This window comes from Microbacterium bandirmense, from assembly GCF_037204185.1.
Lineage (GTDB): Bacteria > Actinomycetota > Actinomycetes > Actinomycetales > Microbacteriaceae > Microbacterium > Microbacterium bandirmense.
Genome location: NZ_JBBDGM010000004.1, coordinates 183,497 through 205,992 on the forward strand (window position 1 = coordinate 183,497; position 22,496 = coordinate 205,992).

At 69.3% G+C, this 22,496-nt stretch carries 20 protein-coding genes; 3 read left to right on the forward strand and 17 right to left on the reverse strand.

The window, feature by feature from the left end; translation table 11 throughout:
- The first annotated feature begins 11 nt into the window (after positions 1-11).
- Positions 12-3,038, forward strand: coding sequence for an alpha-mannosidase (locus WDU99_RS06360; RefSeq protein ID WP_337331605.1), 3,027 nt, complete (start codon positions 12-14; stop codon positions 3,036-3,038).
- A 99-nt stretch (positions 3,039-3,137) separates the two neighbouring features.
- Here WDU99_RS06360 and WDU99_RS06365 read toward each other — a convergent pair whose 3' ends face one another.
- From WDU99_RS06365 to WDU99_RS06405, 9 genes are all read right to left on the reverse strand, one after another.
- A complete protein-coding gene (locus tag WDU99_RS06365; RefSeq protein ID WP_337331606.1) occupies positions 3,138-3,776 on the reverse strand; it encodes a hypothetical protein in 639 nt (212 codons plus the stop codon).
- A 153-nt stretch (positions 3,777-3,929) separates the two neighbouring features.
- Complete coding sequence (locus tag WDU99_RS06370) at positions 3,930-4,544, reverse strand: hypothetical protein (protein WP_337331607.1); 615 nt, start codon at positions 4,542-4,544, stop codon at positions 3,930-3,932.
- A 373-nt stretch (positions 4,545-4,917) separates the two neighbouring features.
- Positions 4,918-6,303 (reverse strand): glycine--tRNA ligase, encoded by a 1,386-nt coding sequence (locus WDU99_RS06375; protein ID WP_337331608.1) that lies wholly within the window; start codon positions 6,301-6,303, stop codon positions 4,918-4,920.
- A 100-nt stretch (positions 6,304-6,403) separates the two neighbouring features.
- The gene (locus WDU99_RS06380; RefSeq protein ID WP_337331609.1) at positions 6,404-7,093 is read right to left on the reverse strand and encodes a GNAT family N-acetyltransferase; all 690 of its coding nucleotides are present in this window, start codon (positions 7,091-7,093) and stop codon (positions 6,404-6,406) included.
- Between the two features lie 39 nt (positions 7,094-7,132).
- Entirely contained in the window at positions 7,133-7,765 is a 633-nt protein-coding gene (locus WDU99_RS06385) for a hypothetical protein (protein WP_337331610.1), read from the reverse strand.
- Complete coding sequence (locus WDU99_RS06390) at positions 7,762-8,193, reverse strand: type II toxin-antitoxin system VapC family toxin (RefSeq protein ID WP_337331611.1); 432 nt, start codon at positions 8,191-8,193, stop codon at positions 7,762-7,764. Before WDU99_RS06390 ends, WDU99_RS06385 begins: the two co-directional genes overlap by 4 nt.
- Complete coding sequence (locus WDU99_RS06395) at positions 8,190-8,450, reverse strand: ribbon-helix-helix protein, CopG family (RefSeq protein ID WP_337331612.1); 261 nt, start codon at positions 8,448-8,450, stop codon at positions 8,190-8,192. The genes WDU99_RS06390 and WDU99_RS06395 overlap by 4 nt, the downstream gene beginning before the upstream one ends.
- Before the next feature lie 42 nt (positions 8,451-8,492).
- The gene (locus WDU99_RS06400) at positions 8,493-9,812 is read right to left on the reverse strand and encodes an alpha-hydroxy-acid oxidizing protein (RefSeq protein WP_337331613.1); all 1,320 of its coding nucleotides are present in this window, start codon (positions 9,810-9,812) and stop codon (positions 8,493-8,495) included.
- A gap of 4 nt (positions 9,813-9,816) precedes the next feature.
- On the reverse strand, positions 9,817-10,215 hold the full coding sequence (locus tag WDU99_RS06405; RefSeq protein ID WP_337331614.1) for a hypothetical protein: 399 nt from the start codon (positions 10,213-10,215) through the stop codon (positions 9,817-9,819).
- Between the two features lie 71 nt (positions 10,216-10,286).
- On the opposite strand from WDU99_RS06405, the gene WDU99_RS06410 reads away from it, so the two are divergent.
- Complete coding sequence (locus tag WDU99_RS06410) at positions 10,287-11,729, forward strand: MFS transporter (protein WP_337331615.1); 1,443 nt, start codon at positions 10,287-10,289, stop codon at positions 11,727-11,729.
- Positions 11,730-11,831: 102 nt separating this feature from the next.
- Here the strand turns inward: WDU99_RS06410 and WDU99_RS06415 are convergent, their stop codons facing one another.
- From WDU99_RS06415 to WDU99_RS06425, 3 genes are all read right to left on the reverse strand, one after another.
- On the reverse strand, positions 11,832-12,770 hold the full coding sequence (locus WDU99_RS06415) for a serine hydrolase (protein WP_337331616.1): 939 nt from the start codon (positions 12,768-12,770) through the stop codon (positions 11,832-11,834).
- A gap of 117 nt (positions 12,771-12,887) precedes the next feature.
- Complete coding sequence (locus WDU99_RS06420) at positions 12,888-14,909, reverse strand: M13 family metallopeptidase (protein WP_337331617.1); 2,022 nt, start codon at positions 14,907-14,909, stop codon at positions 12,888-12,890.
- Positions 14,910-14,948: 39 nt separating this feature from the next.
- On the reverse strand, positions 14,949-15,515 hold the full coding sequence (locus tag WDU99_RS06425) for a DnaJ family domain-containing protein (RefSeq protein WP_337331685.1): 567 nt from the start codon (positions 15,513-15,515) through the stop codon (positions 14,949-14,951).
- Between the two features lie 85 nt (positions 15,516-15,600).
- Between WDU99_RS06425 and WDU99_RS06430 the strand changes: the two genes are divergently transcribed.
- A complete protein-coding gene (locus WDU99_RS06430; RefSeq protein ID WP_337331618.1) occupies positions 15,601-16,932 on the forward strand; it encodes an MATE family efflux transporter in 1,332 nt (443 codons plus the stop codon).
- Between the two features lie 18 nt (positions 16,933-16,950).
- On the opposite strand, the gene WDU99_RS06435 is transcribed toward WDU99_RS06430, so the two are convergent.
- The 5 genes from WDU99_RS06435 to WDU99_RS06455 form a co-directional block, all read right to left on the reverse strand.
- Positions 16,951-17,970 (reverse strand): CdaR family protein, encoded by a 1,020-nt coding sequence (locus WDU99_RS06435; RefSeq protein WP_337331619.1) that lies wholly within the window; start codon positions 17,968-17,970, stop codon positions 16,951-16,953.
- 86 nt (positions 17,971-18,056) lie between these two features.
- Positions 18,057-19,022, reverse strand: a complete 966-nt coding sequence (locus WDU99_RS06440; protein ID WP_337331620.1) for an alpha/beta hydrolase — start codon at positions 19,020-19,022, stop codon at positions 18,057-18,059.
- 258 nt (positions 19,023-19,280) lie between these two features.
- The gene (locus WDU99_RS06445) at positions 19,281-20,510 is read right to left on the reverse strand and encodes a hypothetical protein (protein WP_337331621.1); all 1,230 of its coding nucleotides are present in this window, start codon (positions 20,508-20,510) and stop codon (positions 19,281-19,283) included.
- 57 nt (positions 20,511-20,567) lie between these two features.
- Entirely contained in the window at positions 20,568-21,239 is a 672-nt protein-coding gene (locus WDU99_RS06450; RefSeq protein ID WP_337331622.1) for a response regulator transcription factor, read from the reverse strand.
- A complete protein-coding gene (locus WDU99_RS06455; RefSeq protein WP_337331623.1) occupies positions 21,236-22,489 on the reverse strand; it encodes a sensor histidine kinase in 1,254 nt (417 codons plus the stop codon). The genes WDU99_RS06450 and WDU99_RS06455 overlap by 4 nt, the downstream gene beginning before the upstream one ends.
- Between the last annotated feature and the right edge of the window lie 7 nt (positions 22,490-22,496).

Here is a 22,496-nt window from a genome sequence, read left to right on the forward strand (position 1 = left end):
GGACACACCCGATGCACGAAGAGACCTCGCTCACCGTCGGACGCGTGAACCGCGTCCTCACCGAGCGCGTGCGGCCCGCCATCCACTCGGCGCGCGTCCCGCTCGAGATCACCGCGAACCGGCTGCCCGGCGAGCCGATCGCCCCAGCCGAGGGCCTCGCCCTCGAGTTCGAGCCGTTCAGCGCCGGCTCGATGTGGGGCCCCGCCTGGAGCACCACCTGGTTCCGCGTGCGCGGCGAGGTACCGGCCGATTGGGCGGGCAAGCGCATCGAGGCGCTCATCGATCTCGGCTTCGACATCAACATGCCCGGATTTCAGTGCGAGGCGCTCGCCTACCGCCCCGACGGCACTCCGATGAAGAGCATCAACCCGCGCAACCAGTGGGTGGCGATCGAGGCCGGCCCCGGCGAGGCGGTCGAGTTCTATCTCGAGGGCGCTGCCAACCCGGTGCTGCTCGACTACCACCCCTTCCTGCCGACGCAGGAGGGTGACATCCAGACCTCGTCCCCCGAGCCGCTGTACCGCGTGCGGCACATGGACCTCGCCGTCTTCGAGCCCGAGGTCTTCGACCTGTCTCTCGATCTCGAGGTGCTCATCGAGCTGCAGGCTGAGCTGCCCGAGACCTCGCCGCGCCGGATGCGCATTCTGCAGGCACTCGACAACGCGCTGGACGCACTCGACCTGCAGCGCATCGTCGAGACCGCGTCGGATGCCCGGGCGCAGCTGACCGAAGTGCTGGCATCGCCCGCCGACGCGAGCGCGCACCGCATCGCCGCCATCGGTCACGCGCACATCGACTCCGCCTGGCTGTGGCCGGTGCGCGAGACGATCCGCAAGGTCGCCCGCACCACCTCCTCGATGACGACGCTGATCGACGAGCAGCCCGACTTCACCTACGGCATGTCGAGCGCGCAGCAGTACGCCTGGATGAAGAAGCACCGCTCCGAGGTGTGGGAGCGCGTGAAGGCCGCCGTCGAGGCCGGCCGGTTCCTGCCGCTGGGTGGGATGTGGGTCGAGTCCGATACCGTCATGCCGACCGGAGAGTCGCTGGTGCGCCAGTTCTCACACGGCCAGCGCTTCTTTGAGCGCGAGTTCGGCATCCGCTCGAAGGGCGTCTGGCTGCCCGACAGCTTCGGCTACTCCCCCGCGCTGCCGCAGCTGATGCGTCGCGCCGGGTTCGAGTGGTTCTTCACGCAGAAGATCTCGTGGAACCAGCGCAACGTGTTCCCGCATCACTCCTTCCTGTGGGAGGGCATCGACGGCTCGCGCATGTTCACGCACTTCCCCTCGATGGACACGTACAACTCGCAGCTGAGCGGCAAGGAGGTCGCCAAGGCCTCCCGCCAGTTCAAGGAGAACCGCGTCGGCACCATGTCGATCGCCCCGGTCGGCTGGGGTGACGGTGGCGGCGGCACGACCCGCGAGATGACCGGAAAGGCGTCGCGTCTGGCCGACCTCGAGGGGTCGGCGAAGGTTGAGTGGAAGCACCCGGACGAGTTCTTCGACGACGCGCGCGCCGAGCTGACCGACCCTGCCGTCTGGGTCGGCGAGCTCTACCTCGAGCTGCACCGCGGCACCCTCACCAGCCAGCATGCCACCAAGGCGCTGCACCGCTGGGCGGAACAGGCGCTCATCGAGGCCGAACTGTGGGCGGCGACCGCTGCCGTGCAGCGCGGCACTGAGTACCCGTACGAAGAGCTCGACCGGCTGTGGCAGCTCGTGCTGCTGCACGAGTTCCACGACATCCTGCCCGGCACGTCGATCGCGTGGGTGCACCGCGAGGCGGTCGAGACGCTCGGCGATGTGATCTCGGATGCTGAAGCCCTCTCGGCCACGGCGCGCGAGGTACTGGCCGGCGAGGGTGAAAAGCTGCTACGCTTCACGCCGACGTCGGTGGGTGCGGCGACCGGCGCCCGCGCGCTCGGTGCCGCCGAGCTGTCGTCCGAGGACTTCGCGAGCGGACCCGCCGAGTTGACCGCCCTTCGATCGGCTCAGGGACCGGAAGAAGGCTGGCTGCTCGAGAACGACCTCGTCTCGGTGACCGTCTCGCCCGAGGGTTTGATCGTCTCGGCGATCGACAAGGACACCGGCCGAGAGACGATCCCCGCAGGGTCGCCTGCGAACCTGTTTCAGTTGCACCAGGACTTCCCGAACATGTGGGACGCGTGGGACATCGACCGGTACTACAAGAACCGGGTCGATGACCTCACCGGAGTCACGTCGATCTCGGCATCCGTCATCGACGGCGCGGCGACCGTGCTCGTCAAGCGGGAGTTCTCGCAGTCGACGATCGAGCAGACGATCATCCTGCGCCCCGACTCGCGAACCGTGCTGCTGCTGAACGACATCGAGTGGAACGAGACCGAGAAGCTGCTCAAGCTCGCCTTCCCGCTCGACATCTTCGCGCGCGAGACGCTCGCCGAGACGCAGTTCGGCTTCCAGCGCCGGGTCACGCATGTGAACACCAGCTGGGAGGCCGCGAAGTTCGAGACCTCGATGCACCGCTTCGTGCTCGCGCAGGAGGACGACGGCTTCGGCGCCGCGCTGATCAACGACTCGATCTACGGCTACGACACCTCGCGCGAGGTCGACGGTGATGACGTGACGACCACGATCCGCCTCTCGCTGCTGCGCGCTCCGCGCTTCCCCGATCCCGAGACCGACCACGGCATGCACCAGATCGAGGTCGGGTTCGTGATCGGAGCGGATGCCGGGATCGCCACCGCCGAGGGCATCGCCCTGAACGCCCCGGCCACGCTCGTGCGCGGTGCGAATGAGGTCGAGCCGCTGGTGTCGGTCTCGGGCGAGGGCATCGTGGTGTCGTCGGTGAAGCTGGCCGACGATCGCTCGGGCGACGTCATCGTGCGGGTGTACGAGTCGCTGGGCCGTCGCACGCGGGGCGTGCTCTCGGTCGGGTTCGCGCACTCGGGCATCCGAGAGATCTCGCTGATCGAAGACGACGTCGACGACGCGCGCACCGGCGGCGAGCTCGCGCTGCGTCCCTTCGAGGTGCGCACGCTGCGCATCTCGCGGGCCTGACGCCGCGGGAGTCGCTCGCTGCCCCCGCTGGGCTACGCCGCCCCTGCTGATTCACGTGAACCAGCAGGGGCGGCGTAGGTAGGCAGGGGCGAGGATGCGTCAGTACACGACGACGGATGCCGGTTCGCGGCGTGTCCCGAGCACGATCGCCAGCACGCCGAGGAAGCAGACGCCGGCGGCGTTGAGCAGCGCGGCCAGCGCGTTGATGGTCACCAGAGCGTCCTGGCTGGTGACCATCGAGCCGAGCACTGCTCCTGTCTGCGGCAGTTGGCCCGCGATGACCGCGATCAGCACCCACAGCGGCGCCCACCGCCACGGCGGGGGCACGACACCCGTGCGTCCGATCTGGGTGACCGCGATGATCGCCAGCACGAGTTCGACCACGACGCCGGTGATCGTGAGCATCTGCACGGCGGCGAAGTAGCCGGGGTGGTCGTACGCCGTGTCGGGGATGAGATCGAACAGCCACGGAGCGCCCGCGTGCCACAGCGCCAGAGCGATCAGCGCCCCGGTGCCGAGCGGGCGCCGCGCCGTGACGCTCCCACCCCGGCCGATGCCGACCGCGAAGATCAGGAAAGCCGCCGAGATCAGCAGCGACGGCAGCCGTCCGACACTGAGGGCGGTGCCCATCCAGCCGACCAGCGTCATCATCGCGTAGGCGACGAGCAGGATGCCGCCGATCAGCCACGTGCGCCGGCGCTCCATCGCGGCCTTGCCGCTCGCATCCACGGTGATCACATCTTTACTGTATCGATGGCCGCGGGCATCCGACGCGCGCTCGTCTCGCCCCGCCCCGCCCCTGCTGGGCTACCCCGCCCCTGCTGATTCACGTGAATCAGCAGGGGCGGCGTAGGTGGGCAGGGGCGAGACCGCGCAGCCGGCACCGGCGCGTCACTGCACGACGACGGATGCCGGGATGCTGCGGATTCCGAGCACGATGGCCAGGATGCCGAGCAGTGCGGTGCTGATCATCGGCAGATAGACGATGGTGAAGCCGCCGAGCGCGTATGCTCCGAGCGCAGACGCGAACCCGATGGCGAGAGCGACGAGGACCGCCCACAAGGGCGCCCAGCTCCACGGCATCGGCACCGCTCGGGCCGTGCCGATCAGAGTCGCAGCGACGAGCGTCAGGATGAAGACCACGAGGTAGTAGGGGATGAACAGTGCCGTCCAGGCATCCTCAGCGGCATGAGTGCTCGGGGGAAGGTCAGGCAGCCGCGTGGACAGATACCAGGACACCGCGGGCGATGCCACGATCACCTGAAGGATCACGACGATCGTGGCGAGCGGACGCCGGCCGGTGATGCTGCCCGCACTCCCGATTCCGATCGCGAGGACGAGCACGCCGATGCCCCACAGCCAGTCCTTGCCGTAGTGCATCCAGCCGAGCGGTCCGCGAGCCACGAGCCCCACCGCGGCCGCGAGCACGAGCAGCGCGCCACCGGTCATCCAGGTGCGGCGTCGCGCTCGGGCATCCGACGCTTCTGCATCCGCTTCGCTGCTCACCTCGTCACCCTAGCGCCCCGGGGCCAGCGACTTTCCTTGATGGAAGATATCGCGGTTCTTTCGGTCAGCGCCCCGAGTAAGAGCACGAATCCATGAGCAATGCTTGAAGCAAGCCACTCGCACACGCGCAAAGGAGCCCATCGTGAACCGCAACGACACCAGTGAAGTCTTCGACACCGACGCCCACCTGTTCATCGGTCGCCCGTATTGGTTCGACAAGCACCCCTCGCAGGCCGAGGGCGAGGACTTCTGAGCATCAGCTCTCGGGCATCCGACGTCGAAGCCCCCTCCCAACGCCGAGGCCCCCTCTGATTCGCGCCGCCCGAGGGGGCGGCGACGATCAGAGGGGGCTTCGGCGTGACGGTGGGACCCGTCAGGCTCCGCGCAGGCGCTCGGCGAGGTAGGACTGCAGAGCGTCGAGCGGCACCCGCTCCTGACCCATCGTGTCGCGGTCGCGCACGGTAACGGCGCGGTCATCCAGCGAGTCGAAGTCGACCGTGACGCAGAACGGGGTGCCGACCTCGTCCTGACGGCGGTAGCGGCGGCCGATGGCGCCGGCGTCGTCGAAGTCGATGTTCCAGCGACCGCGCAGAGTGTCGGCCACCTCCCGCGCCAGCGGCGAGAGCTTCTCGTTGCGCGAGAGCGGCAGCACGGCCACCTTGACCGGCGCCAGGCGCGGGTCGAGCTTGAGCACCGTGCGGGTATCGGTGCCGCCCTTGGCGTTGGGCACCTCTTCCTCTTCGTACGCGTCGACGAGGAACGCCATCATCGAGCGGGTCAGGCCGAACGAGGGCTCGATCACGTACGGCGTGTAGCGCTCGCCCGACGCCTGGTCGAAGTAGTTGAGGTTCTGCCCGGATGCCTCGGTGTGGCTCGACAGGTCGTAGTCGGTGCGGTTGGCGACACCCATCAGCTCGCCCCACTCCTTGCCGGGGAAGCCGAAGCGGTACTCGAAGTCGATGGTCGCGGCCGAGTAGTGCGCGCGCTCGTCCTCAGGGACGTCGAACCGGCGCATGTTGTCGGGCTCGATGCCCAGGTCGACGAACCAGTCCCAGCACGCCTCGACCCAGTGCTCGAACCACTCCTGCGCCTCGGTCGGCGGCACGAAGTACTCGATCTCCATCTGCTCGAACTCGCGGGTGCGGAAGATGAAGTTGCCGGGGGTGATCTCGTTGCGGAACGCCTTGCCGACCTGGCCGATGCCGAACGGCGGCTTCTTGCGGCTGGCAGTGAGCACGTTCGAGAAGTTCACGAAGATGCCCTGCGCGGTCTCAGGGCGCATGAAGTGCAGGCCCGACTCGTCGTCGACGACGCCGAGGTAGGTCTTGATCAGTCCCGAGAACGACTTCGGCTCGGTCCAGCGGCCGCGGGTGCCGCAGTCGGGGCAGACGATGTCGGCCATGCCGTTCTCGGGCAGACGGCCCTTCTTCGCCTCGAACGCCTCGATGAGGTGATCTTCCCGGTGGCGCTTGTGGCACTGCAGGCACTCGACCAGCGGATCGGTGAAGGTCGCGACGTGGCCGGAGGCCTCCCACACGCGCTTGGGCAGGATGATCGACGAGTCGAGCCCCACCATGTCGCCGCGTCCGCGCACGAAGGTCTGCCACCACTGCCGGCGGATGTTCTCCTTCAGCTCGGTGCCGAGGGGGCCGTAGTCCCATGCCGAACGGGAGCCGCCGTAGATCTCACCCGCTTGGAACACGAACCCGCGGTGGCGGGCGAGGGCGATGACCTTGTCAAGACGGGACTGTTCGGCCACGGTGGCTCCAATGGTCGGATGCTACGGGGAATCGCCCGGAATGACGGGCATCCCTCATCCTACCGGCGACCCCCTGGCGCGGTGACAGGCTGTCGGTGGCTCACTCGCAGAACAGGTAGCCCCGACCGGCCTGGAATCCGGCCACGCGCAGGCCACGGTCGCGCAGCTGCTCGACCTCACCGCGCAGGCGCAGTCGCCACTCGTGTGCGGCGGCCGGATCGGTGACGCGCATCGCCTCGACGTCGGTGGGGATCTCGAGAGTCGCCTTGACGGCGTCGGATGCCGGCGGCTTGGCGATATCGGCCAATGACCACTCCACATCGAAGCGGTCGCTCTCGTCGCCGGCGTCGCCACCGCCGAAGATGCCGTACTGGTTGACGACGTAGTCGGTCACGCGGGCGCCGAGCACGGTGAGGAAGAAGTGCGCGTTGCGCGCGACCAGCGGGTCGAACGTCCAGGTGATCCGGCCGACCTCGCGGGAGAACGCCCACTGGCGCTGGTGCTCTTTGAGCTCCCGGCCCCATCCGCGACCGCGATACTCGGGGATCAGCGCGGTGATGTGCGAGTGCATCGTGCGACGCCCCGGCACGCCGAAGAACGCCACGGACGCGCCCACCATGCGCTCGTCGCCGTCGTCACCGTCGAAGAGCCCCACGACGTAGTTGCCCGACTGCTGCAGGGCGCGCAGGGTGCCAGCATCGATGACGCGCTCAGGGCCGCGGATCGAATCCAGCAGCCCCTGGGCCTCGATGATCAGTTCAACGGTGTCGAGATCTCGAATCGTGCGCACGACCCCAGTCTGCCCCTCTTGTGCCGGATGCCGAAACCGTCAGCGGTAAGGGAACGCTTCGCCGCCACCCGCGGCGAGCGCGTTCGCGACGATCTCGAGGTACTCCTGCATCATCTCCTCGGGCATCGCGGGCATGCTCTGCTCCCAGTAAGGCAGGATCGCGCCGCGGCCCTGCATCATCCCGGCCGGGCGTGCGTACGCCCACAGATGCAGATGCGCCGAGCCGTCGTTCCAGCGTGAGAAGTGGCACCGTGCGACGGCCGGGATCGCCTTCGTCGCCTCCGAGACACGCTGCAGTACGGGACCGAGCCCGGCGAGCACCTCGATCGGGGCGTCTTCGAGCTTCACGTGGCGGCGTGGCGAGATCGCACCGACGAAGGGGATGCCGGTCGGCCCCTGCATGCCGCCGCTGACCCGCCATTCGTCGTCCTGCCAGATCGTGAACTCGGACGGCTTGCAGTGGTGGCACTTCGACGGGTCGAGCTCGCCGCCGCGCGGCTTCTCGGGCACGAGCATCGGCTCCAGCGGCAGCAGCCCGAACGCGGCGATGCTCGGCACCGGACCGCTGCCCACCGTCCGGCTCGCATCGAGCGTCTGCCCGATCGGCGCCCAGCGGTGCCAGTCGGTGTCGGCGGGATGCTGCTCGGCGGGAACCTCGTCGTGTGCGCTCATCCGTCTATGGAATCACGGCCGGGCATGACGGCAGGGATGCCCAGTTCTTCGGCGACCTGCGCCATGCGGATGTCGTAGGTCCAGATCTCGTCGGCGCTGAGGGCGACAGCCGTGGCGAGGTGAATCGCGTCGACCGTGCGCAGGACCGGCGGACCGATGATCCGGGCGCTGTCCATCACTGTACGAGTCAGGTGCGCCGTCGAGATTCCGTCCATCGCTTCGGTAGCCGCCATTCCCACAACCCGCGGGAGATCGGCGTCGATACGCGTGCGTGCGACTCTGCCGACTTCGACCCGCGCCAATGCGGACGTCACCAGGTGCACGCCGTGCTGCTCGGCGTCGGTGAGAGCATCCCGAAGTGCCAGTGACTCGCGCTCGTCGAAGATGCGTTTGATCAGCGCACTCGAGTCGAGATAGACCCTTGTCATATCCGGTCAGCCCTGAGCTCATCGAGGATCTGCTCTGAGGTCAGCCCCTCTGGAAGCCGGATCGCAGGGGTCACTGCCCGGTACCGGCGCGTCGGTGGTTCGACCCAGTTCGGCAGGACGTCGCGCGGCTTCTCCGCCAACCCCAGGTGCTCATCGACGGCGCGGCGAAGGATCTCCTGCTGGCTGAGGCCGGTGCGCTCCGACTCGGCCTTCAGTGCCGCCGCTGCCTCCGGCCGCAACCTCAGATTCATCGCCATACACCGATGGTACCGCTGACGGCAGATAGTGGTACCGCGAAGTCACACCGCTCGAAGCGCGTCCCTATCCAGCTCGGCGACCGAGGTGAGACCCGCAAGCCCGAGGGTGATGTCGAGTTCTGCGAGCACGTTGCGGATCACCTCGCGCACGCCCTGCTCCCCCGCGATGCCGAGCCCGTAGGCGCAGGGGCGGCCGATGGCCACGACGTCGGCACCGAGGGCGAGGGCGATCGCGGCATCCGCACCCGAGCGCACGCCGGAGTCGAAGACGACCGGCACCCGACCGCTGACGCGCTCCGAGATCTCGGGCAGCACCGCCAGCGTCGGCACCGAACGGTCGATCTGCCGCCCGCCGTGGTTCGAGATCCAGACGCCGTCAAGTCCGGCATCCACCGCCCTCTCCGCATCGTCGGGATGCACGATGCCCTTCAGAATGATCGGCAGCGAGGTCCACTCGCGTGCCTTCGCGAGGTCGTCCCAGGTCAGCGAAGGTGTCGAGAAGACGTCGAGGAACGTCTCGACGGCCGCTCGCGGCAGCGGCGAGCGCAGGTTGTCGCGCAGGCTGCGGCTGCCGGTGAGCGGTGCGCCCTTGCGGGCGATCGAGACGCCGGCCGCGATGGTCTTGGGCGTCACCTTGACAGGGCTGCCGTCGGTGGCGGAAGCGGACGTCCGTTGCGTGACCAGGTCGCGGAACACCGGATCGGAGGTGTACTGCGCGATGCCCATTCCGCGCGTGAACGGCAGGTACGCGAGGTCGAGGTCGCGGGTGCGCCAGCCGAGCAGGTGCGTGTCGAGGGTGACGACGATCGCTTCGCAGCCGGATGCCTCGGCCCGGCCGAGCAGCGACGCGTTGAGCTGGTCGGAGGCCGACCAGTACAGCTGGAACAGGCGCGGAGCGCCAGGTGCCGACTGCGCGATGCGCTCGAGTGGGAAGGATGCCTGGTTCGAGACGGTGTACGGCACGCCGGCGGATGCTGCCGCCCGCGCCACGGCGAGATCGCCTTCCGGGTGCGCGAGCTCCATCACGCCCAGTGGTGCGAGCAGCAGCGGGGTGGGACGCGAGCGCCCGAGGAAGTCCACCGACAGGTCACGCACGGTCACGTCGCGCAGCGGGCGCGGCCACACCTGCCACCGGTCGAACTCCGCCCTGTTCGCGGCGACCGTGGCCTCGGCGCCCGCACCCCCGGCGATGTAGGCGTACGCCTCTGCCGACAGTGCGGCCTGCGCCGCAGCATCCAATGCCCGCCCGTCGACGGGCACAGCGGGTCGTGCGCCGCTGATGCCCGCGCGGTAGATGTCGGACTGCGTGCGGCGCGAGATCCCTCTCGCGGCCGCCGGATCGTTTGGAGCCACGGTGCTCATGCCGTCACCGTAGCGTGCGCCCGTCGGGGTCTCCGTCGCGTGCCGGACGCAGACGGGCGGGCGCGGGCCAGGGCAGTGTGAAGCGCTCGGTGGGCGGGCGCTGCATATCGCCGAAGTCGTCGACCTTGATGATGATCCGCCCTGTCACGTCGCCCTCCGAGGGCGTGACCTCGACGAAGCGCACGCGCAGCGGATCGGGCGCCTCCCCCTCGAGCATCCACACATCGGCGAGCCAGGCGAGTCCCACCTGCTCCAATGCGGCTTCGGCCTCGAGCCAGTCCACCGCTGCCGATGCCGGTCGCCCGAGCAGATCGATCGCGATCCATTCGTCTGCGGACGGGTGGATCCACCCGAGCAGCTCGCCATCGTCGCGGCGGTGCGGCGTCCAGTCAGCAGGCAGCATGCCCCCGACGCTACCCTCTGCACGGCTGCCTCTGCACAGCCCCGATCACGCCGGAGCGATAGCCTGATCGGATGGGCAATGCGGATGACAGGGCGAGAAGACGGCTGACACGCACCCCACCTCCGGCGGCGATCGTCGCCGTACTCGCGTTCGTCGGACTGTGCTCGGCGTTCATGTTCACGCTGGTCGTACCGCTGCAGGCCGAACTGCCCGAGCTGCTGAACGCCTCCCGCGAGGACACCAGTTGGGTCGTCACGATCACGCTGCTCGTCGCGGCGGTCGCCACGCCGATCTCGGGACGCCTGGGCGACATGTACGGCAAGAAGCGCGTGGTGATCGCGCTGCTGCTGATCCTCATCCTGGGCTCGGTGATCGCCGCGATCTCCACGTCGATCGTGGGCGTGATCATCGGGCGCGGCCTGCAGGGCGCAACCACCGGCGTTGTCCCGTTGGGCATCGCCATCATGCGCGACGTGCTCTCCCCCGAACGGCTCGGCACCGCAGTGGCGCTGATGAGCGCGACGATGGGTGTCGGCGGCGCCGTCGGGATGCCAGTGGCGGCGTACCTGGCCGCGAACGCCGACTGGCACTGGCTGTTCTGGCTCGCCGCCGCGCTGGGTGTCATCGGTGCGCTGCTGGTCGCGTTCGTCGTACCTGAAGACGTGCTCCTCTCCCCCGGCCGACTCGACATCGTCGGCGCGATCGGTCTGGCGATCGGCCTCACCGGTCTGCTGCTCTACGTGTCGCGTGGCGCGGAGTGGGGCTGGGTCTCGCCGGTCTCACTGGCAGCGCTGATCGGCGGCATCCTCGTGCTGCTGCTGTGGGGCTGGTACCAGCTGAGGGCGAAGGACCCGCTGCTCGACCTGCGCGTCGCCGCCCGTCCGGCCGTGCTGTTCACCAACGTCGCGGCGATCTGCATGGGGTTCGCGCTGTTCGCGTCGAACGTGACCTTCCCCCAGCTGCTCGAGCTGCCGGTCGAGACGGGCTCGGGGCTAGGTCTGGATGTGTTCTCGGCCGCGCTGGTCGTGGCCACCTCAGGTGTCGTGATGATGGTCATCTCGCCGCTCTCGGGATTTCTGGAGCGCACCGTCGGGCCGCGCCCACTGTTCACCGTCGGCACCGCGGCGATCGTGCTGGCGTACGTCTTCGTGCTGCTGTGGTCGAGCGAGGTCTGGCATCTGATCGTCGCGAACCTGCTGATCGGCGTCGGCATCGGATTCTCGTTCGCGGCCATGCCGATGATCATCATGCGCGCCGTCCCCGCTCACGAGACCGGCGCTTCCAACGGCCTGAACGCCCTGTTCCGCTCGGTCGGCACGTCCACGGCATCCGCGGTCATGGGCGGCGTACTCGCTTCGATGAGCGTCCAGGTCGACGGCGTTGCGATCCCCACCCGCGACGCGTTCGAGTTCTCGTTCTGGCTGGCGATCGCCGCGGGCATCCTCGCCTTCGTCCTGACATTCTTCATCCCGAAGCATCCGCACTCCGAGCAGCGTCCGGCGCTTCGCGACTGACCCCGCGCGACGCACCACGCGGCGTACCATCGACGGAACGAGCTCCCAGCCGACGTCTGCTGAACCCGCCCCTCGCGACACGCGCTTCTTCGGCGGACCGGGTCAGTGCACGTACTCCATCAGGTCGGTGCCGAGCACCCGGAAGGCCTCGTGTGCGCGCAGTCGGTGGTTGATCGACAGATCGTCGAAGCACACCGTGAGAGCGTACGAGATGCCCGCGCGGGGACCGCCCAGCACGCCGGCCTCGGCGCGCACGCCGCGGTCGCGTCCGGTCTTGTTGATGAACAGCAGACCGTGGGCGTCCTGATCGTGGGCGAACGGGTCGAGCCCGGTGGCCGAAGCGACCAGGCTGAGGTCCTGGTTCAGGCTGAGCCATTCCGACACCTGCACGCTGACGGCGGCGTTGACGACGGTCGAGTTCACCAGCGCGGCGAACAGGCGCGAGAACTCGCGGGTGGTGCCGACCGCGACGTGCGGGGCGTCGTCGGGGCCGCGCTTGTCGCGGAACCGGTCGAGCACCGCGCTGCGCGGCATGCCCAGACTCACCATCCGCGCGCGCACCTGATCGTGCCCGACCACGTCGAGCAGTGCGTTGGCGGCGTTGGGGTCGCCTGACGCTGCGGCGAACACCGCCAGGTCGACCATCGGCAGCGCCGGCGCCCGCAGGCTGCGCCACAGTCCGGAGCCGGCGACGAACTGGGCGCGCGTCCTGTCGACGATGCGCAGCGGATCGATCCGACCCGTCTCCAACCCAGCGGCGGTCTCGATCAGCACGGGCACGACGCCCAGACCCGCGATGGGCAGGGCGACGTGGTCGTCACCCGAGAGCACGACGTCGCCGCTGTCGAGATCGGCGACGTGAACCGAGACCTGCGCGCCGGACTGTGCGAGCGCTTCCAGCGCCTTCAGGCTCGAGCTGAACGACCGTCGACCGGCGGCGGCACGGCGGGGCGTGCGCCGACCGCGATGCTGCTGCGATCGCCGCGCCGACGCGCGGGCGCCTTCTACCGGCTCGGGCGGGGAGGAGGAGTGCGGGGCCACGCCGTTCCTAACGAGGGTCGGGGGAGGTGACGGCCTCCAGGATCACACTCCCCCGCGTGAGCGATCCCGACGGCCGTGTTCATCGTAGCCCGCTCCCCGATCCCCCTCCACCGCAGTTCACCAGATCGTGACGCGCTCCTTCTCCGGCAGGTGCAGGGCGTCGCCCTCGCGCACGTCGAAGGCGTCGTAGAACGCGTCGACGTTGCTCAGGATCTGATTGCAGCGGAACTCGTTCGGCGAGTGCGGGTCGATCGTGAGCAGGCGGATCGTCTCGGCGTCGCGGCTCTTCTGCTGCCACACCTGAGCCCAGCTCAGCAGCAGGCGCTGCACGCCGGTGTAGCCGTCGATCACTCCCCCTGACTGGGTCCCTGAGCCTGTCGCTTGTACTGAGCGAGCGTCAGCGAGTCGAAGTGAAGGGCCGGCCAGTGACAGCTCGTAGGCCTTGAGCGCGATGCCGAGACCGCCGAGGTCGCCGATGTTCTCACCGATGGTGAGCGCGCCGTTGACGTGGTGCTCGTCGCTCAGGCCGAGCGGGACCAGCGCGTCGTACTGCGCGATGAGCGCCTTGGTGCGCTCCTCGAAGGCGGTGCGGTCGGCGTCGGTCCACCAGTCCTGCAGCCGGCCGTCGCCGTCGTAGCGGCTGCCCTGGTCGTCGAATCCGTGGCCGATCTCATGACCGATCACGGCGCCGATGCCGCCGTAGTTCGCGGCGGCGTCGCGGTTCGGGTCGAAGAACGGGTACTGCAGGATGGCCGCCGGGAACACGATCTCGTTCATCAGCGGGTTGTAGTAGGCGTTGACCATCTGCGGAGGCATGAACCACTCATCGCGGTCGATGGGCTGGCCGACCTTCGAGATCTGACGGTCGTGCTCGAAACGCGTCGCGCGGCGCGCGTTGCCGATCAGGTCGGATGCGTCGATCTCGATGGCGCCGTAGTCGCGCCAGACATCGGGATGCCCGATCTTCGGCCGGAACGTGGCGAGCTTGGCGAGCGCCTTCTGGCGGGTCTCGGGGCTCATCCAGTCGAGCGTCTCGATGCTCTGCCGGTACGCCTCGATGAGGTTGGCGACCAGTTCGTCCATGGCGGCCTTCGACTCGGCCGGGAAGTGGCGCTCGACGTAGATCTTGCCGACCGCGTCACCGAGCGAGCCCTCGACCAGCGAGACGCCGCGCTTCCAGCGCTCGCGGATCGTCGGCGTGCCGGTGAGCTCGGTGCCGTAGAACGAGAAGTTCTCGTCGATGAACTCGTCGGTGAGGTAGCCGGCCAGACCATGCACGACCTTGGCGCGCAGCCAGGCCTTCCAGTCGTCGAGCCGGTCCTCGACCAGCAGCGCCCCGAGGCCCTCGAAGAAGCTGGGCTGGAACACGACGAGTTCGGCGAACGCGTCGTTGGTGGCGGGGCCCTGCACGGCATCCCGCCACGGAGTGAGATCGACGCCGACGAGCGTCTGGAAGTCATCCCAGGTCTTCAGGTTGTACGTCTTGACCGCGTCGCGGGAGGCGACGTTGTCCCAGTGGTGACCGGCGATCTCGTGCTCGAGCGCGAAGGCGCGATCGGCGGTGCCTGCGGCGTCGCCGACGGATGCCAGGGCGAGCAGCCGCTCGAGGTGCGCGCGGTACGCGGCGCGGGTGCCCTCGAAGTTCTCGAGCCGGTAGTAGCTCTCGTCGGGCAGCGAGAGTCCCGCCTGCACGGCGAAGGGCACGTAGCGCTCGGGGTTGCCGGGATCGGGCTCGACGAACACGCCGATCAGCGCGGCGACGCCGTCGCGGTCGAACGCGCCGACGGTGGTGAGGAACGAGGGGATGCTGTCGATGGCGTCGACCTCGGCGAGCTGCTCGGCCAGCGGAGCGGTGCCGAGCGCGGCGATGCGCTCGGTGTCCATGAAGCTGGTGAACAGGTCGCCGACCTTGCGCGCGAGGGTGCCGGGCTCTGCCGACTGCGACTCCTCGACGATGGCGTGCACGTCTTTCTCGGCCTGCTCGGCGAGCATGTGGAACGAGCCCCAGCGCGCCTTGTCGGCGGGGATCTCAGCGGCCTCGAGCCAGGTGCCGTTCACGTGGCGGTAGAGGTCATCCTGGGGACGGATGGCGGGGTTGAACTCCGAGACGGATAGGCCGGAGGGCAGAACGTCTGTCATGGCATCCAGCCTATGCGGCCGCACCGACGACGACGCGGGTCAGCCGTCGCTGCGTCGCCGACGCCAGCGTCTGCGGGGTGGCCGCGTCGGGGCGCTCTCGGCCGCGGCATCCGCCTTCTTCGCCACCTGCCGACGCTGCCGCCACGCGGCGACCTCGGCGTCGACGTTGCGCGTCTTCGTCACCACCGGCGGACCGCCGCTCAGCTGCCGCCGCGCCTCGATCACGCGGCGGTTGAAGTCGTCGACCACGGCACGCACATCGTCCTCGCGTCCGAGCTCATCGAGCGACGCGTCGAGCTCGCGATCCTCGGTGCGCAGCATGATCGCCGGCGGCCCCAGTCCGGTCAGGTTCTCGGTCTCGATCTTGCGGCGGATCCACCAGTCGGGGTCGTGATGCGTGCCCAGACCCTCGATCGGCTTCCCGGCTCCGGGCAGGTCATCGAACGCGCCCTGGCGGATCGCGATCTGGATCGCCGTCTCGACGAACTCCGCCTTGTTCTGAGCATTCAGCACCATGGGTGGCTCGACACCGGCATCCGACGACTCTGTCTCACCTGCCGCCTGCCGCGCGCGGTACCGCGCCGCATCGCTCATCGCGTCTGACATGGTCACCACCTCCGGTTCCTCCAGCGTAGGCGGCGATGTGACGGGTGGCACCGTCGCTGTCCGCAGCACGCCATAGGCTCGTGGGGTGGCAACACCCTCCGCATCGCCGACGCTCAATCGCGAGATCCTGCATCTTGCCGTGCCGGCCCTGGGTGCGCTCGTCGCCGAGCCGCTGTTCCTGATCATCGACGGCGTCATGATCGGGCATCTCGGCACGGTGCCGCTCGCCGGGCTCGGCATCGCCAGCGCCGTGCTGCAGACGATCGTCGGGCTCATGGTGTTCCTCGCCTACTCCACCACGCCCGCCGTCGCGCGGCGCTTCGGCGCCGGCAAGCCGGGCGACGCGGTCTCGGTCGGCATCGACGGCATGTGGCTCGCCCTTGCGCTCGGCGCACTCCTCGCCATCGCCGGATCGCTCGCGACACCAGCGCTGGTCGGACTGTTCGGCGCGACCGATCCGGTCGCTGTGGAGGCACGCACCTATCTGTCGATCTCGATGTGGGGCCTTCCGGCCATGCTCATCGTCTTCGCCGCCACCGGGCTGCTGCGCGGCATGCAGAACACCGTCACCCCGCTGTGGATCGCCGGCTTCGGATTCGCCGCGAACGCGGGACTGAACTGGGTCTTCATCTACGGCTTCGGCTGGGGCATCGCCGGCTCGGCCTTCGGCACGGTCATGGCTCAGTGGGGCATGGTGGCCGCCTATGTCGTCGTCATCCGCAACCTGGCCAAGCGCCACGGCGCATCGATCAAGGCGCAGCGCAGCGGCATCCGCGGCACGGCCCGCTCGGGCGGCTGGCTTTTCCTGCGCACGGTGAGCCTGCGCGTCGCCCTGCTCGCGACCGTCGGCGTCGCCACCGGGATCGGCACCGACGAGCTGGCCGGCTGGCAGATCGCGTTCACGCTCTTCTCGACCGCCGCGTTCGCGCTCGACGCGCTCGCGATCGCCGCGCAGGCACTGATCGGCAAGGGGCTCGGTGCGGGCGATCTGGATCACGTGCACCGCGTGCTGCGGCGCACCGTCGCATGGGGAGTCTGGTTCGGGGTGATCGTCGGCGCGGTCATCGCCGTGCTGTCGCCGTGGATGGGGCTGCTGTTCACCGGCGATCCCGCGGTCGCCGCACTCGTGCAGCCGGCACTCATCGTGCTCGCCGTCGCGCAGCCCGTCGCCGGCGTCGTGTTCGTGCTCGACGGGGTGCTGATGGGCGCGAACGACGCGCGCTACCTCGCCATCGTGGGCATGCTCAACCTGGTGCCGTTCCTGCCGGCCCTGTGGATCATCGCCGCCACCGGGGTCGACGGCGCTGCGGGGCTGGTGTGGCTGGCCGTGGCGTTCTTCGGCGTCTACCTGCTGGCCCGTCTCGCGACCCTCGACTGGCGCGTGCGGACGGATGCCTGGACGAGGGTGCCCGCCTGAGCGGTCGAGGGAGGGTCGCTACACGTCGCCGTCGAAGCGAGTGTGCGCCAGCCGATGCAGCATGAGCGCAACGTCGAGTCGCGTGCGCCCGGCGGCAGTGAGCGGGTCGTAGCCCAGCGCCGCCGGGAGCCGCTTGAGCCGTCCGTCCATGGACGAGTGGTGGATGCCGGCGGTCACCGCCAGGGATCGGATGCTGGAGCCCGCGGCGATCCCGCGCAGCACTTCTTCCGACCACCCTGAACGACGCAGGGTCTCGATCGCTTCGACGTCTGCATGGGGAGTGGAGCGCTGATCCTCGGCATCCGCAACGCTCAGCAGCACCCCGAGATCATCCGCCCGGACGACGGTGTGCACCGCATCGGACAAGCGCAGCGCGATGAGGGCCGCGCGCCACGACTCACGCAGGTCAAGCACTGACTCAGCGGCGATTCCGATCCCCGCTCTGTCCGTCGGCATCCGTTCGTCCCCCACAGCGACCATCGCTCGCACGACGCCGAACCTCGTCACGACGGTGGCATGCGGCACAGCTCTCTTGAGCCGAACAGACATCGGAGCCGCGACGGCACGGATCGTGGCGTGCACCGGAAGCGAGAGGAGCGCCACCGCCTGCTCGCGCTGCGCGTCGTCGGCGTCCGCCGACATCAGAATCTCCACGGCCCGACGGGTCGGTGCGGCCGTGTCCACACGCTGCGCCATGATCGACAGCGCGATGGCCAGACGCTCGAGGATCATCGCGTCGTTCGCATGCGGTGCGCCGGCGCGCTCGAGCCAGACCACGCCGTCGTCTGCCAGCCGTATCGATGGCCAGCCCCCGGGCGTGCCCTCACGACCGGCCACCTGGTTCGGGTCGAAAACCCGGCCACGGCGGGCGGCTGACGCTCGGTGACCGACCGGAGCGCCACTGAGCATGGCTGCGCCGCGCAGCATCCCCTCCGCACCGACTCGGCCATCGACGAGCGTGTCGAAGTATTGGATCACCCGCAGCGTCTCGCTGGCTTCGGGGTCCAGCGCGCTGAGTCGCCCGGCGAGCTCCCTCATCGAAGCATCCTCCCACCGTCATGCCCACCCTACGCACCAAGCGCAGGGTGGGTGACGACGACCTGAATGGTGTCAGCCGAGCGACGTCAGGCGTCCAGCATTCGCGTGAGCCACTGCACGCGCGCTGCGACTGCCATGATCGAGAGCTGGGCCTGCGGCGCGAGCCCATCAAATCCGTGGAAGCCGCCAGGCCAGACATGCAGCTCGCAGTCGCCGCCGGAAGCCCAGATCGCGGAGGCGTACGCGACGTCCTCGTCGCGGAACACCTCGGCACTGCCAACCTCGATGAACGTCGGTGGAAGACCCGACAGATCCGTCGCGCGTGATGGGGACGCGTAGATCGATACGTCGTCTGTGCCGCGACGGTCGCCGAGCAGGGCATCCCATCCGGTGTCATTGCTCACGCGATCCCACACACCGATGCCCTGGATCTGATGCGATGACACGGTGGTGTTGCGGTCATCGATCATCGGATAGATCAACAGGGACGCCCGAAGCTGCGGGCCCTGCCGATCGCGCGAAAGCAGGGTGACGCCGGCTGCGAGTCCGCCGCCGGCGCTCGCGCCGCCGACGATCAGCCGACTCGAATCGATACCGAGCTTCTCGGCGTTCTCGGCTGTCCATTTCAGGCCTGCGTAGCAGTCCTCGACCGGAACGGGATCGGGGAATTCGGGCGCCAGCCGGTACTCGACGGTCACGACCACCGCACCGTGACTGGCGATGTAAGGCAGGAACCCTTGCACACCTGTGAATCGGTCACCGATGATCATCCCACCGCCGTGGATGTGGAAGATTCCCGGTCCTGTGCCGACCTGTTCGGGATTGCGATACACGGTGACGGCGATCTCCGCGCCGCCGTATCCGGGAATGATGTGGTCCTCGGCGACGGCTCTGACCGCGGCGACCTGATCGGCGAGCGTGGGGTCGGCCGGCATCTGCCGCATCAGCGGGATCATCTCGGGCGTCAGCGTGGACGGAATCTGCTCTCCGACGAGGGCAAGCGCGGCGGACAGTTCCGGGTCGAACGGCGGCACGGGAAAGGTGGTGGTCATCACGAACTCCATTGATCGGTCAGCTCCGCATCTTCGCGGATGTCTCGATTCTCTCCGCGAGACGCCCTCGGCACGACCGCCGCCGGAACGCACTTCGCCACGCCGCACCCGCCACGTGGCGGGCCACGCGCCCGGTGCCCTGCATCGTCTTCCGCCGACACCCCCAGGTGCTGCCGACACCCCCACGTACGGGCGTCCGCACCTAGGGGTGTGGCCGGCAGGTAGGGGTGTCGGCGAATCGGAACCCCGCACCGCCGCTCACGCCTCGCGGCTCTCCCATGCGTCGAGCTGGGCCAGTCCATGAGACGACACCGTGGCAGCGTGTCGTCCTGCTCGTGCCCGGGGCGCCGCAGCATCCGACGCCCGTCCGACCGCAGCCTCTCGGCCGGCGCGGTGCATCGCGTAACCCCAGGTGGCCAGCGCCAGCACCGGGCCCCACAGCCAGAACGGGAAGATCCCCACGATCTCGATCACGGCGGCCGGGCCGAGGGCGCCGAACTGCCCGGCGAAGGCCTGCACGACCATGCCGAGCCCGCCGGCGGTGAACAGCACAGCCACCGTCATCGCAGCGATCACGGGCAGCCCGACCGGCACGGCACGGCCGCCCAGTCCGGCGAACCAGCGCGGAAACCGCTCACCCCAGGGCCGCACAAGGCCCAGCGTGAGCAGGCCCCCGGAGAGCATCGCGAACCCGAGGGACAGCCCGGTGGCCAGCACGGCCGGGTCGGCGGCGAGTACATCGGAGCCGGGTGAGAGCAGCGGCCAGGGCGTGAGCCAGGACGCCCTCGCGAACGCGTACGGCACCGCGCACGCGGCGGCGACGACCGTGATCGCCGTGCGGTGCGCGAGTACCCGGCGACCGAGTGCTCCCCGGGTGCGACCGTCGCCGATCGCACTCAGCGCGATGCCTGCGGCCAGCGCCAGGTGTGCGAAGGTGACCGCCAGCTGCGGCAGTTCCGCCCCCAGGGCGGCGAACAGCGACGGCAGCAGCAGCGGGTCGTCCACCCGGATCGTGAAGAACACGATGATCCCTGCGAATGCGGCAAGCGCCGCGATGCCCGGGAGCGGATGCCGAATCGTCAGCAGCACCGCACCGGCCACGAAAATGCCCATGGCGACCATCGCGAACGTGTACCCGGCGACGGGGATGATGTCGCCCGGAACGAGCAGCACGGCGGCGATCGCCACCATGACCGCGAGAGTGCCGACGAGAGCGGGGACCTGTTCCGAGCGCGCGCCCGTGCCGGTGCGGTTCGCGCCGGCTCCGGCGAGCAGCAGCAGCGAGACGACGACACCCACGACGCCGGTGAGCAGTCCGATCAGCGAAGCGGCGAAGCCGTCGACGAGCCGATCCAGAAGCGAGACCGACAGCTCTGCGTACCAGGCCGAGAAGGCAGGCACGGCAAGGCGCAGCAGTGAGAGCGCTGCGATGACGGCCGCGCTGAGCATCGACAGCGCGGTGATGATCCTTCTTGTGCGGATGTTCATATCCTCACGCTAAGAATCGCGGGCATCCGCGCGCGTCGCCCGCAGGGGCGATCACCCTCACCCGTGCGGGTGAGAACCGCCCGGCCCGCGCAGCCCGTTCTCATACGCCCAGATCACGACGTGGATGCGATCAGGCAGACCGAGCTTGGCGAGCACCGCCTTCACATGCGTCTTCACGGTGTTCTGCGAGACGAACAGTCGCTGCGCGATGACATCGTTGCCGGCGCCGGTCGCCAGCAGCCGCAGCACCTCCTGCTCGCGCGGACTGAGCGATGCGACAGCATCCGATGCGGTGCTCGGAGCCGCGCCCTCGCGCACGAACCCGACCATCGCGGCGACCGCGTGCGCGCCCATCGCCGCCTCGCCCGAGGCGACGCCGATGACGGCGTCGGCGACCTCGAGCGGCGTCGCGTCCTTGGTCAGGAAGCCGCTCGCGCCGGCGCGGATCGCGCCGAACACGTACTCGTCGAGATCGAACGTCGTCAGCACGATCACCTTGGTGTCGGGGCGGATGCTGCGCACCTCGGCCGTCGCGGCGATGCCGTCGGTGCCCGGCATGCGCACATCCATCAGCACGACGTCCACCGCGTGGGCGCGCACGAACGAGATCGCCTCGTCTCCGGATGCGACCGAACCTGCGACCTCGATCCGCTCGTCGCGGGCGAGCATCATCGCCAGCGGCTCGCGCAGCAGGTCTTGGTCGTCCGCGAGCAGCACACGCACCGTCATGGGGACTCCTGTTCCGGTGGCACCTGATGGTCGGCGATGGCCGCGCTCCCGGCATCCGACACCGGCAGCGTGGCCGTCAGCCGCCAGCCGCCGGCGGTCGCGCCGGACTCGAGCGTGCCGCCGACCAGCCGGGCACGCTCCGCCAGGCCGATCAGGCCGGTGCCGGTGCCGAGGTCGGCTCCGCGAGGGACATCGGGGTCGTGCGGGGCATCGGGGCGCGCCGATCCGCCGTCGTCGTCGATCGTCGCGGTCACGGCCGCCGTCTCCCATTCGACCCGCACGCGCACACTCCGCGGCGGAACGGTGTGCCGGATCGCATTGGTCAGCCCCTCGCGGATGACCGAGAGCAGGGCGAGCCGGGCGGCGACGGGCAGCGGCAGCGGCACGCCGTGCTGATCGTGATCGATGCGGGTCTCGGGACTGCGTGCGGCGGCGATCAGAGCGGTGATGTCGTCGAGATCGGGAGTCGGGACGCGTGGGCCGCCGGCGTCGGCTGCGTCGTCCCGCACGATTCCGCGCAGGCCCCGCAGCGCGTCGCGTCCGCTGTCGAGCACGACACCGAGTGCGCGGTCGCTGACCTCAGGCTGCTCGCGCAGGAATCCGCGGGCGACATCCGCCTGTGCGATCATCACAGTCAGCGCATGCGCGACCACGTCGTGCAGCTCGGCGCTGATCCTGGCTCGTTCCGCAGCGCGCGCCTCGCGCAGGCGCGACTGCTCGCGCTCGACCGCCTGCGCCTGCCGCACCCGCTGCAGCAGTCCGAACGCCCACGCCGCGGCATTCGCGGCGGCGAGGCCCAGGAACACTCCGAATCGCAGGAGCGCATCGGGGATCTCGGTTGTCGTGATCGCGACGATCGCGGACCCGACGACGGCGATCGCGATCGCGGCGAGCGCCCAGCGTCGTGCGCAGCGCACAGCCACCTGATGCACGAAGAGCAGATACGCCAGGCCGGAGGGATACAGCGCTGCCCCCACGCCGGCGACGACAGGGAAGAGCGCCAGTGCCAGCATGATCGCGCTGGCCGCGGCGAATGCCGGCAGCGGATGCCGAGAGGCCAGGAACGACACGGCATGCAGCCCGATGAACAGCACCCCGGCGACGAGGATGAGGGGCAGCGGCAGCGCGACCGGCTGCACGAGCGCGATCAGCGAGGCCGGCAGCAGGATGATCGTCAGCAGCACGGGCACGATGACGCCGAGTCGCAGGGGTGTGCGCAGCGCCGGGGTGGTCCCACTCGATGCCGTCACGCCCACC

Excerpts from the sequence above, each read along its gene's own strand:
- WDU99_RS06360 (WP_337331605.1), top strand. The coding sequence starts at position 12 with ATGCACGAAGAGACCTCGCTCACCGTCGGACGCGTGAACCGCGTCCTC.
- WDU99_RS06385 (WP_337331610.1), bottom strand. The coding sequence starts at position 7,765 with ATGAGCGCACACGACGAGGTTCCCGCCGAGCAGCATCCCGCCGACACC.
- WDU99_RS06390 (WP_337331611.1), bottom strand. The coding sequence starts at position 8,193 with ATGACAAGGGTCTATCTCGACTCGAGTGCGCTGATCAAACGCATCTTC.
- WDU99_RS06395 (WP_337331612.1), bottom strand. The coding sequence starts at position 8,450 with ATGGCGATGAATCTGAGGTTGCGGCCGGAGGCAGCGGCGGCACTGAAG.
- WDU99_RS06400 (WP_337331613.1), bottom strand. The coding sequence starts at position 9,812 with ATGAGCACCGTGGCTCCAAACGATCCGGCGGCCGCGAGAGGGATCTCG.
- WDU99_RS06405 (WP_337331614.1), bottom strand. The coding sequence starts at position 10,215 with ATGCTGCCTGCTGACTGGACGCCGCACCGCCGCGACGATGGCGAGCTG.
- WDU99_RS06410 (WP_337331615.1), top strand. The coding sequence starts at position 10,287 with ATGGGCAATGCGGATGACAGGGCGAGAAGACGGCTGACACGCACCCCA.
- WDU99_RS06420 (WP_337331617.1), bottom strand. The coding sequence starts at position 14,909 with ATGACAGACGTTCTGCCCTCCGGCCTATCCGTCTCGGAGTTCAACCCC.
- WDU99_RS06425 (WP_337331685.1), bottom strand. The coding sequence starts at position 15,515 with ATGTCAGACGCGATGAGCGATGCGGCGCGGTACCGCGCGCGGCAGGCG.
- WDU99_RS06435 (WP_337331619.1), bottom strand. The coding sequence starts at position 17,970 with ATGAGGGAGCTCGCCGGGCGACTCAGCGCGCTGGACCCCGAAGCCAGC.
- WDU99_RS06440 (WP_337331620.1), bottom strand. The coding sequence starts at position 19,022 with ATGACCACCACCTTTCCCGTGCCGCCGTTCGACCCGGAACTGTCCGCC.
- WDU99_RS06445 (WP_337331621.1), bottom strand. The coding sequence starts at position 20,510 with ATGAACATCCGCACAAGAAGGATCATCACCGCGCTGTCGATGCTCAGC.
- WDU99_RS06450 (WP_337331622.1), bottom strand. The coding sequence starts at position 21,239 with ATGACGGTGCGTGTGCTGCTCGCGGACGACCAAGACCTGCTGCGCGAG.